The organism is Mucilaginibacter achroorhodeus (assembly GCF_007846095.1).
Lineage (GTDB): Bacteria > Bacteroidota > Bacteroidia > Sphingobacteriales > Sphingobacteriaceae > Mucilaginibacter > Mucilaginibacter achroorhodeus.
This window is the reverse complement of sequence record NZ_VOEI01000007.1, coordinates 213,072-229,468: the sequence shown is the minus strand read 5'-3', so window position 1 is coordinate 229,468 and position 16,397 is coordinate 213,072. Positions and strand designations below refer to the sequence as shown.

At 44.2% G+C, this 16,397-nt stretch carries 15 protein-coding genes; 12 read left to right on the top strand and 3 right to left on the bottom strand.

Annotation, left to right across the window (positions count from 1 at the left end; translation table 11 throughout):
- Nucleotides 1-2 precede the first annotated feature (2 nt).
- The 6 genes from FPZ42_RS17635 (at nucleotide 3) to hflX (ending at nucleotide 6,547) form a co-directional block, all read left to right on the top strand.
- Nucleotides 3-1,187 (top strand): anhydro-N-acetylmuramic acid kinase, encoded by a 1,185-nt coding sequence (locus tag FPZ42_RS17635; RefSeq protein WP_146273179.1) that lies wholly within the window; start codon nucleotides 3-5, stop codon nucleotides 1,185-1,187.
- 202 nt (nucleotides 1,188-1,389) lie between these two features.
- On the top strand, nucleotides 1,390-1,836 hold the full coding sequence (locus FPZ42_RS17630; protein ID WP_146273178.1) for a cytochrome B: 447 nt from the start codon (nucleotides 1,390-1,392) through the stop codon (nucleotides 1,834-1,836).
- A 218-nt stretch (nucleotides 1,837-2,054) separates the two neighbouring features.
- Entirely contained in the window at nucleotides 2,055-3,464 is a 1,410-nt protein-coding gene (locus FPZ42_RS17625; RefSeq protein WP_146273177.1) for an anthranilate synthase component I family protein, read from the top strand.
- Nucleotides 3,465-3,556: 92 nt separating this feature from the next.
- Entirely contained in the window at nucleotides 3,557-4,126 is a 570-nt protein-coding gene (locus tag FPZ42_RS17620; RefSeq protein ID WP_146273176.1) for an anthranilate synthase component II, read from the top strand.
- A gap of 104 nt (nucleotides 4,127-4,230) precedes the next feature.
- Entirely contained in the window at nucleotides 4,231-5,013 is a 783-nt protein-coding gene (gene trpC / locus FPZ42_RS17615) for an indole-3-glycerol phosphate synthase TrpC (protein WP_146273175.1), read from the top strand.
- A 349-nt stretch (nucleotides 5,014-5,362) separates the two neighbouring features.
- Nucleotides 5,363-6,547, top strand: coding sequence for a GTPase HflX (gene hflX / locus FPZ42_RS17610; RefSeq protein WP_146273174.1), 1,185 nt, complete (start codon nucleotides 5,363-5,365; stop codon nucleotides 6,545-6,547).
- Nucleotides 6,548-6,619: 72 nt separating this feature from the next.
- Here hflX and pepT read toward each other — a convergent pair whose 3' ends face one another.
- Complete coding sequence (pepT, locus tag FPZ42_RS17605; protein WP_146273173.1) at nucleotides 6,620-7,933, bottom strand: peptidase T; 1,314 nt, start codon at nucleotides 7,931-7,933, stop codon at nucleotides 6,620-6,622.
- A 90-nt stretch (nucleotides 7,934-8,023) separates the two neighbouring features.
- Between pepT and FPZ42_RS17600 the strand changes: the two genes are divergently transcribed.
- From FPZ42_RS17600 to FPZ42_RS17585, 4 genes are read left to right on the top strand one after another with little or no spacing between them, the layout of a single operon-like run.
- Nucleotides 8,024-8,764 carry a porin family protein gene (locus tag FPZ42_RS17600; protein ID WP_261382341.1) on the top strand — a complete coding sequence of 247 codons (741 nt, stop codon included), beginning with the start codon at nucleotides 8,024-8,026 and terminating at the stop codon, nucleotides 8,762-8,764.
- A gap of 1 nt (nucleotide 8,765) precedes the next feature.
- On the top strand, nucleotides 8,766-9,116 hold the full coding sequence (locus tag FPZ42_RS17595) for an MmcQ/YjbR family DNA-binding protein (protein WP_146273171.1): 351 nt from the start codon (nucleotides 8,766-8,768) through the stop codon (nucleotides 9,114-9,116).
- A gap of 6 nt (nucleotides 9,117-9,122) precedes the next feature.
- Nucleotides 9,123-10,865, top strand: coding sequence for a M14 family zinc carboxypeptidase (locus tag FPZ42_RS17590; protein WP_146273170.1), 1,743 nt, complete (start codon nucleotides 9,123-9,125; stop codon nucleotides 10,863-10,865).
- The gene (locus FPZ42_RS17585; RefSeq protein ID WP_146273169.1) at nucleotides 10,862-11,467 is read left to right on the top strand and encodes a rhomboid family intramembrane serine protease; all 606 of its coding nucleotides are present in this window, start codon (nucleotides 10,862-10,864) and stop codon (nucleotides 11,465-11,467) included. The genes FPZ42_RS17590 and FPZ42_RS17585 overlap by 4 nt, the downstream gene beginning before the upstream one ends.
- Here the strand turns inward: FPZ42_RS17585 and FPZ42_RS17580 are convergent.
- The gene (locus tag FPZ42_RS17580) at nucleotides 11,464-12,453 is read right to left on the bottom strand and encodes a hypothetical protein (protein ID WP_146273168.1); all 990 of its coding nucleotides are present in this window, start codon (nucleotides 12,451-12,453) and stop codon (nucleotides 11,464-11,466) included. The two genes, FPZ42_RS17585 and FPZ42_RS17580, sit on opposite strands and share 4 nt — an antisense overlap.
- 21 nt (nucleotides 12,454-12,474) lie before the next feature.
- Here FPZ42_RS17580 and FPZ42_RS17575 point away from each other — a divergent pair, with 21 nt between their 5' ends.
- A complete protein-coding gene (locus FPZ42_RS17575) occupies nucleotides 12,475-13,527 on the top strand; it encodes a dipeptide epimerase (protein WP_261382340.1) in 1,053 nt (350 codons plus the stop codon).
- A 111-nt stretch (nucleotides 13,528-13,638) separates the two neighbouring features.
- Here FPZ42_RS17575 and FPZ42_RS17570 read toward each other — a convergent pair whose 3' ends face one another.
- Entirely contained in the window at nucleotides 13,639-15,072 is a 1,434-nt protein-coding gene (locus FPZ42_RS17570; RefSeq protein WP_146273167.1) for a DNA/RNA non-specific endonuclease, read from the bottom strand.
- A gap of 175 nt (nucleotides 15,073-15,247) precedes the next feature.
- Here FPZ42_RS17570 and thiL point away from each other — a divergent pair, with 175 nt between their 5' ends.
- On the top strand, nucleotides 15,248-16,291 hold the full coding sequence (gene thiL, locus FPZ42_RS17565) for a thiamine-phosphate kinase (RefSeq protein WP_146273166.1): 1,044 nt from the start codon (nucleotides 15,248-15,250) through the stop codon (nucleotides 16,289-16,291).
- Nucleotides 16,292-16,397 lie beyond the last annotated feature (106 nt).

Here is a 16,397-nt window from a genome sequence, read left to right as displayed (position 1 = left end):
CCATGAATCAAAACCTGCAAAAGCTTTTCGCTATCACCCAAAAACCTGAACGTTTGTGTATCGGCCTCATGTCGGGCACATCGTTAGATGGTTTGGATATCGCCTTGTGCAGTTTTACCGGCAGCGGCATGAAGACGAGCTTTAAGCTCATCAATTTTACAACTATTCCTTACCAGGATAAATTTAAAGATGAAGTAAAACAGGTATTTGCCAAACGCCAGGCTGATCTGCAGCAGGTTACTTTATTAAATGCTTATATAGGCACTTACCATGCGGAATTGATTTTACAAGCCCTGGCTGATTGGAATATCCAACCATCGCAGGTTGATTTTATCGCCAGTCACGGGCAAACTATTTACCATGCGCCCAAGCACCAGCACGGGCAGGCAGGTTACAACAACGCTACCCTGCAAATTGGCGATGGTGACCATATCGCCGTAAAGACAGGCATTTTAACAATCAGCGATTTCCGCCAGAAACACATTGCCGCAGGCGGCGAAGGCGCGCCACTGGCTTTATATGGCGATGTGATTTTAGGCAGTAAACCCGGAGAACATCGTATTTTACTTAACATCGGGGGCATAGCTAACCTTACCTATTTGCCGGGAGACGATAACCTGTCGAAAGTGATGTCGACCGATATTGGTCCGGGCAATACACTTATTGATGCCGCCTGTCGCGAGTATTTTGATAAGCCTTATGATGCTAACGCAAAGATAGCCTACTCGGGCACCGTGAATGATGCCCTGCTTGAGGCATTGCTGCATCATCCTTTCTTTAATGAACAGCTACCCAAAACCACTGGCCCGGAGTTATTTAACCTGGAATATGTAGCCAACGCCCAGCAGGCAACCCGCGATCTCAACATCGCGAAAGCAGACCTGGTTGCCACACTTAGTGCCTTTACAGCCACTACCATAGTAAGATTTATCGCCGGCAATTTCCCGGTGGATGGACTAAAGATCTTCGCCAGCGGTGGCGGCGCGCGCAATCCCTTTGTAATGGAGATGATTAAGAAGGCATTGCAAAAAGTTTCAATTGGAAATACATCCGATATTGGTATTGATCCGGACGCTAAAGAGGCTATTCTGTTTGCTGCACTGGGTAATGAGGCAATTTATGGTGAGCCAATGCAGATAGGGGCTAATCCTGCGGTATTGATGGGAAAGTTTAGTTTTGCGAGGTAACATTAATACCATGTCATTGCGAGGATCCCGATGCATATCGGGAGACGCGGCAATCTCCTCGAGATTTTCTGCATGCGACGAGATTGCCACGCTATCGCTCGCAATGACATTATTTATAAAAAGGGATTTTTAGATCCCTCTCCTTTGGAGAGGGCAGGGTGAGGCAAAAATCCTTATATTCGAACCAAAAAAACAAACGCTCATGAACGCATATAAATTCTTCCTCGAATTTCACTCGGGTTTCAGGTACATTGTAATGGTGTTGGTATTGCTGGCAATACTCGTCGCTTTCGCCAGTCTTTTAGGCAAAAAACCTTATACCAATGGTAACCGCAAGCTTAACTTATTTGCCATGATCTCGGCACACACACAATTGCTGATAGGCCTGGTTCTGTATTTTTTAAGCCCGTTTGTAAAGTTTGAGGGTGGTGTAATGAGAGACCCTAACGCGCGTTACTGGACAGTTGAGCACCTTGCTATGATGATCTTTGCGATAGTATTGATCACCATAGGTCATTCCAAATCAAAGAAAGCCAGCCTCCCGAGCGAGAAACACCGCGTAATTGCTTTGTTTTATTTACTGGCATTGGTTACCGTTGTGGTAGCTATTATACAGAGCCACCGACCTTTTTTCGGAATGTCCCACTAAAAAAGTCGACAAAAAATTTGTTAATTCAAATTTCTTTATATTTTTGCTACCGCGATGAACAAAACTATCAACCATAACAATTGGTGGCACCTTACAAAAGTAAGACAGCCGGATAGTTTCGTGAATTTGCAGCACTAATCAAATGTAAACCTATTTTGAAACCCGGCGAACGCTCAATTCGCCGGGTTTTTTTGTTTAATACGCTTTGAGACAACAAAATGAAAAAATATAAAATAACAACTACCTATAAAAAGCTGCTGGCAGACACTACCACGCCGGTGAGTATTTATTTGCGCTTAAGGGATGTGTTTCCTAATTCTTTGCTGTTGGAGAGCTCTGATTATCACAGTCGCGAAAACAGCTTAAGCTTTGTTTGCTGCCAGCCTTTTAGTGGCATAGTACTTAATGATGGCGAGCTTAAAAGAAAGTTCCCCGACGGCAGCGAAGAAGTAAGCAAAGCCGGAGAATTTGAATTGGTTGATGAGATAAATAGCTATATCAACCGCTTTGAGGTTGAGGCAAATAATTCAAAGATCTTGAGTAATGGCCTGTTCGGCTACTTTACCCATGAGGCAGTTGAGCATTTTGAAACGCTAAAGCTTAAAGAGCATAGCGATACCGACCGCAAGATACCGGTAATGCAGTATCACATTTACAGTTACATCATAGCCATAGATCATTTTAAAAACGAGCTTTATATTTTTCATAACCAGGTAGAGGGTCAGGAGAAAAGCAACGGCTTAGACCGCCTGGCCGATCTGATCAAGAACAAGAACTTCCCTGAATATGCTTTTAGCAGTGCGGCTGAAGAACGATCGAACCTTACCGGAGAAGAGTTTATTGCTACTGTGGAGAAGATGAAACAGCACATTTACCGTGGTGATGTTTTCCAGATAGTGCCATCAAGGGCATTCTCCAAACAGTTTCAGGGAGATGAGTTCAACGTTTACCGTGCGCTCAGGTCTATCAACCCGTCGCCTTACCTTTTCTATTTTGATTTTGGCGATTTCAGGATTTTTGGTTCATCACCAGAGGCGCAGATCACCATCAAAAACAACGTGGCCAGTATTTTCCCGATAGCCGGCACCTTTAAACGCAGCGGCGACGATGAGAAAGATGCAGAAATAGCCCGCGCGCTGGAAAACGACCCTAAAGAATCTGCAGAGCACGTAATGCTGGTTGACCTCGCCCGCAATGACCTGAGCCGCCATTGTGAGGATGTAAGTGTAAAAGCATTTAAAGAAGTGCAGTATTACTCGCATTTGATCCACCTGGTGTCGCACGTAAGCGGTAAACTTAAACCAGGTGTATCATCATTTAAAATTGTGGCAGATACTTTCCCGGCGGGTACGCTAAGTGGTGCTCCGAAATACCGCGCTATGGAGATCATTGACGAGAACGAGAAAACCAAACGTAGTTTCTACAGCGGCGCCATAGGTTTTATGGGTTTCAACGGCGATTTCAATCACGCCATCATGATCCGCTCATTCCTGAGCAAAAATAACACACTGCATTACCAGGCTGGTGCGGGTATTGTAGCCGGCTCGGTACCCGAAAGTGAATTAAAAGAAGTAGATAACAAAATTGCAGCATTGCGCAGGGCGATAGACCTGGCGCAGGAATTGTAAGCCGCTTCGCGGGTTGATTAGTGATCAGAGAGCAGAGATTAGTACAAACGAATTTAATTCCCCTATTGAGAGGGGTTAGGGGTGTGTAAAAAATGAAAAATATTTTAATCATAGACAATTACGATTCTTTCACCTATAACCTGGTGCACCTGGTGAACGAACTTGGTCTGCAGTGCGAGGTTTGGAGGAACGACCAGTTTAAGCTGGAAGATGTGGACCAATTTAGCCATATCATCCTGTCGCCGGGGCCGGGCATACCGTCAGAGGCGGGTTTATTGTTGCAGGTGATAGAAAGATACGCGCCAACGAAAAGCATGTTTGGCGTATGTTTAGGCCAGCAGGCTATTGCAGAAGTGTTCGGCGGCAAGCTTTATAATCTGCCGCAGCCCATGCATGGCATCGCAACACCTATTAAAGTGACCGATGACTCAGAACCGCTGTTTAAATCGTTACCGGAGAGTTTTAAGGTTGGGCGTTACCATTCGTGGGTGGTTGAAAAAGAATTGCCTGAGGTCTTGGAAATTACCGCTATTGATGAGCATGATGGGTCGGTAATGGCGTTACGCCACAAAAAATATAATGTGCGTGGTGTACAGTTTCACCCGGAATCTGTGTTAACAGAATATGGGAAAGAAATGATGCAGAACTGGTTGAACGCATAACTGAGATTATTAAAAGCATTTTTGTCATTCTGAACGATAGTGAAGAATCTACCGACGAACAGATAATTCGCCACGCTCAGTATGACAAGCAATCAAAAGAACAAATGACCATACTCGATAAAATTGTAGCGCAAAAAAAGAAAGAAGTAGCTGCAGCAAAGCAACTGGTAAGCATTACTGATCTGGAAGCTTCTGCATATTTTGACAGGACGACGCACTCTTTCAAAGATTTCCTGCTGGCACCGGACAGGACCGGCATTATTGCCGAGTTTAAGCGCCGGTCACCATCAAAGGGAATCATCAACGACAAGGTGTTAGTTGAAGATGTAACGCAGGCTTATGCTGAGGCTGGGGCATCAGCTTTATCTGTACTTACCGACGAGCAATTTTTTGGCGGTGCACAAACAGATGTAACAACGGCCCGCAAAGTAAACAATATCCCCATCCTGCGTAAGGATTTCATGATAGATGAGTACCAGGTATTGGAGGCAAAAGCTATCGGTGCAGATGTGATCCTGCTGATAGCCGCTATTCTTACTCCAGCTGAGATCAAACATTTGGCGGCCGCCGCTAAAAGCCATGGCTTAAGCGTACTGTTGGAAGTTCATAATCTGGAAGAACTGGAGCGCAGTATCGACCTCAACCTGGATGCTATCGGTGTAAACAACCGTAACCTGGCCGATTTTACGGTATCGGTAGAAAACTCATTTGAACTGGCGGAGCACATTCCTGATGAGTTCATCAAGATCTCAGAAAGTGCCATCAGCAATACCAAGGTTATTAAAGAACTAAAGGAGGTTGGTTTTCGTGGATTTTTAATCGGCGAGAACTTTATGCGCCAGGTTGATCCGGGTGCTGCTATACGCGAATTTGTAAAGGGCTTGTAATTCAGGCCTTTTACTTTTATATTTGCACTGTATTTTTATCTGCATGTAATACTTCATCATCATACAACAATCTGTTGTTTCAGCCGATAGGCAACCGTCACCAAATTGAGTGATCATTTTATATTATCTACATCGCCAAAAGGCATTATTAACTATTTATACCAATTGCTATGTAAAACATAACCACATCCATGTGTTTATTAATGAGGTAGCATAATGCTTACCTTTGTGGTTTAATTCCGACTCTTTTCTTAAATATCCCTAAAAGGGATAGAATTTGGATAAGAATAATTCAAAAGCCCCTCTCCTTTGGAGAGGGGTTGGGGCGAGGCTATAATCAGTTTACTGAATGAGACAAAAATTTTATGATACTGCTGTGAAGCAGGAAAGGGCTGTGTTAGTAGGTGTGATAACACCCAACGAGACCGAGGCCCAGGAGAAAGAATATTTAGAGGAATTAGAGTTTTTGGTGATGACTGCCGGTGGTAAAACCGAAAAGGCTTTCACCCAAAAACTGCAGCGCCCGGAGCGTGCAACTTTTGTAGGTACCGGAAAGCTGGAAGAGATACGCGACTATGTAAAGTCGGAAGAGATAGATATGGTTGTTTTTGACGACGAACTGTCGCCATCACAACTGCGTAACATTGAGAACGAGCTGCAGGTAAAGATACTGGACAGAAGCAATCTCATATTGGATATTTTTGCCGGCAGGGCCCAAACCGCGCAGGCTAAAACCCAGGTAGAACTGGCCCAATTGCAGTACCTGCTGCCACGCCTTACCCGCCTCTGGACCCACTTAGAGCGCCAGAAAGGTGGTATTGGTATGCGTGGTCCGGGCGAGTCGCAGATAGAGACGGACAGGCGTTTGATCCTGAACAAGATATCGTTGCTTAAAGAACGTTTAAAGCTGATTGACAGGCAAAACGAGACACAGCGCAAAAATCGCCAGCAATTGATACGTGTGGCTTTGGTGGGTTATACCAACGTTGGTAAATCAACCATCATGAACATGCTGTCGAAATCTGAGGTATTTGCCGAGAACAAGTTGTTCGCAACGCTGGATACTACGGTTAGGAAAGTGGTGATCGAGAATGTGCCGTTCCTGCTGTCAGACACGGTTGGGTTTATCCGCAAGCTACCTCACCATTTGGTAGAGTGCTTTAAATCTACTTTGGATGAGGTTCGCGAAGCTGATATCCTGATCCATGTGGTGGATGTTTCACATCCAAACTTTGAAGATCAGATCCATACGGTAAACGAAACGCTGAAGGATCTTGGCGCTATCGATAAAACCATGATAACGGTTTTCAACAAGATAGATGCTTTTAAACCCGAAGACCATAACATCAACACGGAACAGGAGCCGATAACGCTTGACGATTTCCGCCACAGTTGGATGGCCAAGAACAATAGCCCGGCTATTTTCATCTCTGCAACGCAGAAAGAAAATGTAGAGGAGTTCCGCAACCTGCTTTATGATTACGTAAAGCAAGTGCACACGGAGAGATATCCGTATGATAATTTGCTGTATTAAGATAAGCCCCAGCCCCCTAAAGTGGGAGTAGGAGTTTAAAAGTCCGATACAAAAAAGCCGATTGATTAAGTTTCAATCGGCTTTTTGTTTTTTGAAAGGTATTATTCTGCTTTCCCCCTCAGGAGGCTGGGAGGCGCTGTTCTCCTCCCACACTGCACACAAATGCAAAATCGTCTCTACAGCCTTTTGCATATCCTGTACAGATACCCATTCTTGCTTGCTATGAAAAGCATGCTCACCTGCAAAAATATTGGGGCTTGGCAAACCCATAAATGATAGCCTCGAGCCATCGGTGCCACCGCGGATGCTGCAGAGCTTGGCTTCCAAGCCGGCACGGCGAATAGCTTCCATACCGTACTCAACAATTTGCGGGTTTTGCGCCAACACATGCTTCATATTGCGGTACTGCTCATAAGTTTCCAATGTGTAGGTGGAGTTTGGAAAACGCTTTAGTACCTCGTCAGCCACCTTACGTATCACATCAGCGTGCTTAGGCAGGTTGGCATCCTCAAAATCGCGAATGATAAAGTCGATGGTTGCTGTTTCTACATGGCCACCAAAATCAACCGGATGAATGAAGCCTTGCATCTCTTCGGTATGCTCCGGCGAAAGATCATCAGGCAACGCTGCTATGATCTGCCCCGCAATCTTAATGGCGCTCTCCATTTTGCCTTTGGCAAAGCCGGGATGGCTGCTTACACCGTTGATGGTCAAACGTGCGCCGTCAGCGCTAAACGTCTCGTTCTCCATGTTGCCTGCGCTTTCTCCGTCCATAGTGTAGCAGGCAAAAGCACCAATCTTGGCTATGTCGGCCTTATCAACCCCGCGGCCTATCTCTTCATCAGGTGTAAACAAAATTTTTATCGTGCCGTGTTTTATCTCTGGGTGATTAACCAGCTGGTAGCAGGCATCCATGATCTCGGCTACACCAGCCTTATTATCTGCGCCTAAAAGTGTAGTGCCCGAGGCAGTAATAATATCGTTCCCGATCTGGTTTTTCAAATCAGGGTGTTCACTCATTTTAAGCACTTGGATTTTATCGTCTGGCAAAATAATATCTTCTCCCTGGTAATTGCTATGTACGATAGGTTTAACACCTGTACCGCTGCAATCAGGTGCGGTATCCATGTGGGAGCAGAAGCATATCACGGGCACACCGGCTTTATCTGTATTTGCTGGGATGGTTGCATAAACATAGCCATATTCATCAAGATGGGCATCGTTTACACCCATATCAAGTAGTTCTTTAACCAGTACACGGCCAAGGTCCTTCTGCTTTTCGGTTGATGGCGTAGAGTTCGAATTAGGGTCTGATTGCGTGTCGATCTTAACATAATCCAGAAACCTTTCTGTAACTGTAAAACCAAGCGATGCGTTTAAATCCATATAAAACCTATATTAGTAAAATTATTTTTTGTTTGGCCTTAAGCTAGCTTTGCCGGCCGGGCGACCCCTATAATCAAACATACAAATTCATTGAAAAAGTATCTTTTAATTCTTGTAACACTGTTTTTTTTGTCGGAGGCAAAAGCTCAAAGCAGTTTAAATTACGCAGCATTTGGTATCGGTGTAAGTATAAGCCGCAACAGGCCATACGCGGATACCAAAAGGGTTGATGATAATATGTCATACGCCGTAACAGGGAACTATTTTTTTACACCATATGTGCCAATTGGCCTTGAGTTTCAGTTTGGCACCCTATCAGGCGGTGGACGCACCCGCGAGCTTGATGCTTACGGCCGTACCTACAAAAACGATTATAAAGCCCTGTTGCTGCACATGGATGTACAACTTGGTGAGGTGATCAACTATCAGGGTAACACGTTCTTAAATCTCGTGAAAAACTTTTATGCAGGTGCCGGCCTGGGAGGGATTTACAATAACATGGCTGATATACAGCGCGAGAATTTGTTTATAGAAAATGGTGCAATTGGCGAGAAACATGGTTTTGAGGGCAAGGATAGTGGACTAAATTTTATGGTGCCGCTACGTTTTGGTTATGAGTTTAAGATATACAACGGGTACGACCAGCCTAACATACGTTTAGATATTGGTTACCAGCATAATCTTACTTTTGGTGAGGGATTAGATGGTTACAATGACCCTTCAACAAAGTTCAAAAATAACGCGCTGGATCAATACCGTCAGATCACTGTTGGCATAAAGGTTAACTTCGCCGGCGAAAGAAGCTACGATAAGGAGATCAAAGGCTACTGATATGAACATTGAGGATATCCGCGATTACTGCCTGTCCAAACACGGTGTTACAGAAGGCTTCCCGTTTGGCGAGGAAACGCTGGTGTTCAAAGTTGGTGAAAAAGTATTTTTACTTACCGGCCTTGGTGATAACAGCTTTAATGTAAAATGCGACCCGGAGCGCGCCATTGAGCTACGTGAACAATTTAATGAAGTGCAGCCCGGCTATCACATGAATAAAAAACACTGGAACACCGTGCTCACTGATGGTTCCCTTACTGCCAAGCAATTAAAGGAAATGATAGACCACTCTTATAATTTAGTATTGGCTGGTTTACCAAAGAAACTGCGCGAGGAGATTGCAGGCAAATAATAACCTATGAAGAAATTAATCCTGCTGATCTTTCCGTTATTATTTACCGCGATAGCTGATGCACAACTTACACCTTTTGAACAAAGTAAAGACAAAAATTACACAGCAACATATCAGCAGGTAATTACCTACTACCAAGCTTTGGCCAAACAGCAACCGCAAATGCGCTTGTTTAATTATGGCAGTACAGACATTGGCAAGCCGCTTACGCTGGTTGTACTTTCAAAAGACAAGGTTTTTGATCCTGCTCAGATAAAAAAACAAAATAAGCGGGTGTTACTCATCAATAACGGTATCCATCCCGGCGAGCCGGAGGGTATTGATGCAAGCATGATGCTGGTGCGCGACCTGCTAAAGAAGAACCAGCTTCCAAAAGATGTAGTGTTGTGCGTTATTGCCCTATATAATATTGATGGCAGCATGAACCGCGGAGTTTCACGTGTTAACCAGAACGGCCCACGTTCTTACGGGTTTAGAGGGAACTACCGTAACCTTGACCTTAACCGTGATTTTATAAAGGCCGACAGTCGTAATGCATTGGCGTTTGCACAGATACTTAACACCTGGCAGCCCGAAGTTTTCCTGGATAACCACACCAGCGATGGTGCAGATTACCAGTACGTGATGACGCTTATTGAAACGCAAAAGGATAAACAAAACCCAACTCTTGCGGCTTACACAGATAAGACACTAACGCCCGACCTTTACAAGGGTATGAAAAAAAGCGGTTTTGAGATGATACCTTATGGTGCCGGCGAGCAGGGCCTTCCTGATAGTGGCATTGTAAGCTTTATGGAAACGCCCCGCTTTTCAACAGGCTATGCTGCGCAGCACAATATCATCAGCTACATGACCGAAACGCACATGCTTAAGCCCTTCGATAAGCGCGTATGGGCAACTTATGCCTTTATGCAAAACCTCATTGGTATTTGTCAGCGCGATGCTAAACTGCTTGGCGAAATGAAGAAAAAAGTAGATGCCGAAGTTGCACAGCAAAAAACTTTCGGACTGAACTGGCAGGTTGATGAAAGCAAGATAGATACTATCACTTTTAAGGGCTATGCTGCAGAATATAAAACAAGTGATGTAAGTGGCTTAAAACGCCTTTATTATGACCGCAACAAGCCTTACACTAAAACAGTAAAGTTTTACAACACTTATAAAATTACAGCCACTGTCGATAAGCCCGTTGCCTATATTATACCACAGGCCTGGGCTAAGGTTATTGATCTGTTTAAATTAAATAAAGTAGCCATGAGCAGACTGGCACATGATACCACGCTTGATTTGCAGATGTATTATATTGCCGATTATAAGACCGGCAACCGGCCCTACGAAGGACATTACCTGCACAGCAATGTAAAGCTAAACCCTGTTGATGCTAAAGTAAGGTTTTATGAAGGCGACTATGTGGTTTATGTAAACCAGCCCATTAACCGTTATATTGTAGAAACGCTGGAACCGCAGGGTGTGGACTCTTTTTTTGCATGGAATTTTTTTGATAGCATGCTGGGGCAAAAAGAATATTTTTCTGACTACGTTTTTGAGGATGTAGCCGCCAAAATGCTGAAGGAAGACCCTGCTTTGAGAAAGAAACTTGACGACGCCAAAGCTGCCGACCCTAAACTTGCAGGTAGTGCAGCCGCCCAGCTTAACTGGGTTTACCGAAATTCGCCTTACTTTGAAAAAACATACCTGCGCTACCCTGTAGGCAGGCTTTTACAAACTACCAAACTCGACCTTAGATGATTGAATACTTACAGTACGCCCCGGTAGCGTCTATCATATTTGTTCTCACGCTGGCGACATCGTTATGGGCATTTTCAAACCATAACATTTACGGCAACTTTATCCTTAACCCATACAATGTATCAAGAGGCCATAAGGTATACACCGTTTTAACCAGCGGCCTTATCCATAAGGATTGGAACCACCTGTTCTTTAACATGCTGTCGTACTATTTCTTTGCCTTTCAGTTAGAGGTTTACCTGGGGCATTGGCAGTTTGGGGCGCTGTACATAGTAAGTTTAATATTGAGCGATCTGCCAACTATTCGTAAGCATAAGAACGATATTTGGTACAATAGTTTGGGCGCATCAGGCGCTATCAGTGCGGTGATATTTAGCTTTATACTATTTCAGCCAACAGCAGGTATGAGCATACTGTTTATACCCATAGCTATACCGGCTTGGATATTTGGTATTCTCTACCTGGTATACTGCCACTTTGCATCAAAGCACGCGCGGGATAACATTAACCACGATGCACACTTTTTTGGTGCTATAAGTGGCATCATCATTACCGTTATACTCAACCACAATGTGCTTAATGAATTTTTCAGGAAATTTTAGAGGCTAAGTGAAATACTATCAGCAGCTATTTTGTTGCCATCTTTATCAAACAGGTAGCTCACCGGATGCTCAGGATCTTTGATGATCTCCAGTAACAAAAAGCCCCAGTTCTTCCAGAAATTTTCCAATACCTGGCCGTAGGTTTTATTTTGCCATTCGTCAAAAAGCGGCTTGCTGCTTAAGCCACGTAAGGGCATTTCCTCTATATAGATCTCATCATTGACCGGCAAAATGTTGTATTCGGGCAAGCGGTTGAAAAGGTAGTTAGAGTAAAAAACGCGGGCACTAAATTCTTCAAACTGGATAGGGTGCAGCGTCTCGTCTTTGATCTGTTCGTATATCTTTTTGTGATAGTAATAATTTGAAGCATTGTCCTGCAGGCAAATTACCATCCCAAAATCTTTTATGCGGAGCGCGAATGTTTGGGTATTTATTTCATCCCGGTAACCAAACTCTTCATGATTATTGTTCACCTTAAACAGGAAGATGCTAAAGGGTTTAAAGTCTTCAAAAATGATAGGCAGGTTAATGCTCTGCAGCATCAAATGCAACTGGCTGAATTTTAAAAGAATAGATTGCGACATGCTGAATTCCTCGCCTTGCGAGTGCATTAGCCTGATGCCCGATTGTATCTCGTTAAAGATGATGCCATATAGTAGCTTACCAGCCCATTGGAAAAGTTTCAGTTCATCAAGGGCCTTTACACCTTCGTAACCCTTTTCAAAAACATTGGCAATTTCTTCTTCAAGCGGCTCCAGAAAATCATCGTTTATATGGCTCGAGCAAGGCAGCTTAAGATCTTTGTAGGTAGCAATGTTCTCGTCGAGCATTTTGAACGGCTTGTCTTCCAAAGCGTACTGGCTCATCAGCCACTGCGGGAAAACCTGGATCTTTTCTTCCTCGCTTTTTAGTGCCTCCCCGCTAAGGAAACAGTTTTTATTGCTGAAGTTGAAGCGCTCAAACGGGGCGTAAATTTTTGCCGACATAGCCGCAAAGATAAGCAGTATATGAAAATTAAAATTTTAGCTTTGATATTTGACATGCAGCTTACTTACCAGCCATACGAGCTTCTTCTGAAGCATACTTTTACCATTGCCAAATTCTCGCGCAATTCTACGCCGTTGATGCTGGTAAAGATCAATCACGAAGGGCATACAGGCTATGGCGAAGCATCTATGGTGCCCTATATGGGCGAGAGCCACCAAAGCGCTGCAGAATTTTTAAATAAGGTAGATGTTAACCTGTTCAAATATCCCTTTGATTTTGATGCCATAATTGCGTACCTCGATAACATTGCGCCCGGTAACCCGGCTGTAAAGGCAGCCATAGATATTGCCTTGCATGATCTGGAAGGTAAATTGAAAGGAGTACCCTGCTGGCAATTGTTAGGAAGCGATCCCGCTTTGATGCCGGTTACGAGTTACACCGTTGGTATTGATACCAAAGAGGTGATTATTCAAAAAATACACGAAGCTCCCGAGGCTAAAGTGATCAAAGTAAAGCTTGGGCGTGATACGGACAAGGACCTCATACAAACCATCCGTTCGGTAACCGATAAGCCACTGTATGTAGATGCCAACCAGGGCTGGACAGATCGCAAACAAAGCCTCGACTTTATTTACTGGCTGCAGGAGCAGGGCGTGAAACTGATTGAGCAACCCATGTTAAAAACCGATGTTGACGGCAATGCCTGGATCACCGAGCATAGCCCCATACCAATTATTGGCGATGAAGCGGTGCAACGGTTTGCTGATGTAGATAAGGCTGCCGGTGTTTATCATGGCATCAATATTAAGCTCATGAAATCAGCCGGTATGCATGAGGCAAAACGGATGTTGGATAGAGCTCTCGAGTTAGGCCTAAAGGTATTGATAGGTTGCATGAGCGAAACCAGTTGCGCCACACTTGCCGCTGCTGCCCTTGCCCCCCAATGTGACTGGGCCGATCTTGACGGGCCCTTATTGGTTTCCAATAATCCATATCAAAACCCGGCTTTCAGTCAGGGAAAATGGGAGTTGAGTTATGCGCCCGGCCTTGGGCTAATGCAAATCGACTATTAAAAAATTGTCATTTCGAACGAGCGGTAGCGAGGAGAAATCCTCTGCTTTGTAAGTCGCGCGTAGAAGATTTCTCCTCGTTCCTCGTTCGAAATGACATGAAGAATAAAAGGCCTATAAATTATCCGTTTTAGTTTCTACAGCATCTTGCACGCTTTGCGGCAGTGCCGATAACAGGTTGTAACCGGTTGCCTGCTCAATGGCCCTAACGCTTACACGGTACTGCTTCCAGTCGGTGTTGATGGTATTAATGTTTGGCGTGTTCACGGCGATAACACGGGTTGAGGTAGTAACACGATTAACATCATTATCTCCTGTTGGGATAATTACCGCCACCTTCCAAACATTACTTGGTACGGTTATCTTATCACCATTGATCTTATTGAATGTTCCATTTGAACCTGTACCGCCCATGCCGTAGCTGCCCATGATAACGTACACCTCATTACCTGCCTTCACCTGGTCGCGCAGGTAATTTTCCATATTGGCCCATGTCTGCTGGTTGTTATTTGGTGCCTGAGGTATCATGTTAGTCATCAGGAAAGTTGCAGCATTAGCATTAGCAGAGCTGGTCCTATCTGCCGACGGACAATTATGCCCTCTGTCGAAACCAGAGCTTTGGTAACTATTACTTTCAACGTGATAAAACGTTGATGGCAAACCTATAAAACCCGCAAAATTGTCTGATCGCGGAGCGGTGTTATTGATGGTATTTGCATCAATATGCCAGCTTACCCAATTCGGTGTGCCACGCATAGCGCTATACGATTCTACGTAATAACTCTGATCTATCAGGTAATTATCAGCAACAGTTACAGATGTTTGCGCGTTTGAAGGGTTGCCAAACAATAGGTTGCTGTTATCTCCGGATGCTGGCTGTGCATCGCTGCCTGCGGTTACCCCGCGTTCAGGTGCTGCAGAACCTGTGCCTGCGCCATTATCTCCGTCGCCTGTGCCCGGGTCAGTGCCTATGATAATGCCAGAATCGCCGGTGCCGGTAAATACGATATCATCTATATTGATGCGGGTTGTGCCTGTTTTTTGTATACGGAACCTGACGGGTTTGGTAGTGGTTACCTTAAATGAGTCGGCCACAAGAGTTGTGCTAGTTTCCGATATGTCTGAGCCCACTTGTTTAAATGTAGCACCCCCATCGTCAGAGATCATTAGCTGCCAGGTAGAATTTGCGTCCGTACCATATTTAGCGTGGCTTATTTTTATCTGCTGTAAGTTGCTTATATCAAATTTCATGGTAATATCACCGGTTCTTAGTCTTACTGATTTTGAACCGTTCTTTGCATCAGCCGCAAGGGTACCCAAAAGAGCATCGTTAAAAGTCCACGCGCCGGTGGTTAACTGTACGTCTGCTGCAGCATAGGCTGTTTTAGAGCCGGTCTCAAAATCTTCTGTTACTTTGTATGGTTTAGGAGGCTGCGGTGTTTCGGTACCATTTCCGGGGTTGGTTGGTTGTTGTGTAATGTCTTTTCTACAGCCTGCAACAACCACCAGAACAGATAGATAGACGATGAGTAATTTTCTGAATTTCATATAAATGTATTTTCCAGAGCAAAGCTATGACGGTTTTGTTAATCCTATGTTAAATAACTTTATGCATGGTAAGTTTTACAATTGAAATCAAGCCAAAGTAGCTTAAGCTATTAAGTAATCAATTGTAATAAGCTTTGCGTATTTTTGCAGATCAATCGCTGAAATCATATAAAATATGTTCGAGAACGAAGAGAAAACCAATCTGGAATCATTAGGTGAATTTGGCTTGATCAGCCATCTCACAAAAAATATAAAACTGGTACAAAAAAGTACGGTAAAGGGCATCGGCGATGATGCTGCCGTGCTAAATTACGAAGGCAAACGCACCCTTGTATCTACAGATCTGCTGTTAGAAAACATACATTTTGATCTTGCATATACTCCTCTTAAACATTTGGGGTACAAGGCCATCCAGGTAAACCTGAGCGATATTTACGCCATGAACGGTACGGCCACCCAAGTAACTGTATCCATAGGTATGAGCAGTAAATTCCCGTTAGAAGCAATTGAAGAACTTTACGAAGGCATTTATCTTGCTTGCGGAAACTACAATGTTGACCTGGTTGGGGGCGATACATCCGCATCGCGCCAGGGCTTGGTGATAAGCGTAACGTCTTTAGGCTATGCTGATGAGAACGATGTGGTTTACCGTAACACCGCTGAAACGGGCGACCTGATCTGCGTATCCGGAGATCTTGGAGGGGCTTATATCGGTTTGCAGTTATTAGAGCGTGAAAAATTGGTTTATATGGAGAATCCCAATATTCAGCCTGATCTGGAGGGTAAGGATTATATTGTTGAACGCCAATTGAAACCCGAAGCGCGTAAAGATATCATAGACCTGCTGCAGGAACTTGGTGTTAAACCAACTTCCATGATAGATGTATCAGACGGTTTGGCATCAGAAGTTCTGCATATCTGCAAGCAAAGCAATAAGGGGGCTAAACTGTACGAAGAAAAAATCCCTATCGATCCGATGACGTACGAAACAGCCCGCGAGTTTGGCCTCGATCCAACCGTGTGTGCCTTAAGCGGCGGCGAAGATTATGAGCTGCTCTTTACAGTTAAACAAGCGGACTACGATAAGATAAAGCACAAAATGGATTTCTCTATCATTGGCTACATCACCGAACCTAATGAAGGTTATACATTGATAACCAAATCTGGCAATGTACATGAATTAAAGGCACAGGGATGGAATGCGTTTAAAGCAGGGTAAATCAATCATGTTATTGCGATAGGGTATATTTAAATGCTGCAATCCTCAATTTGCAGATTGCTGCATAAGCTGTGGATTGCAACTTCAAATATTTTCGGGCGAGAAA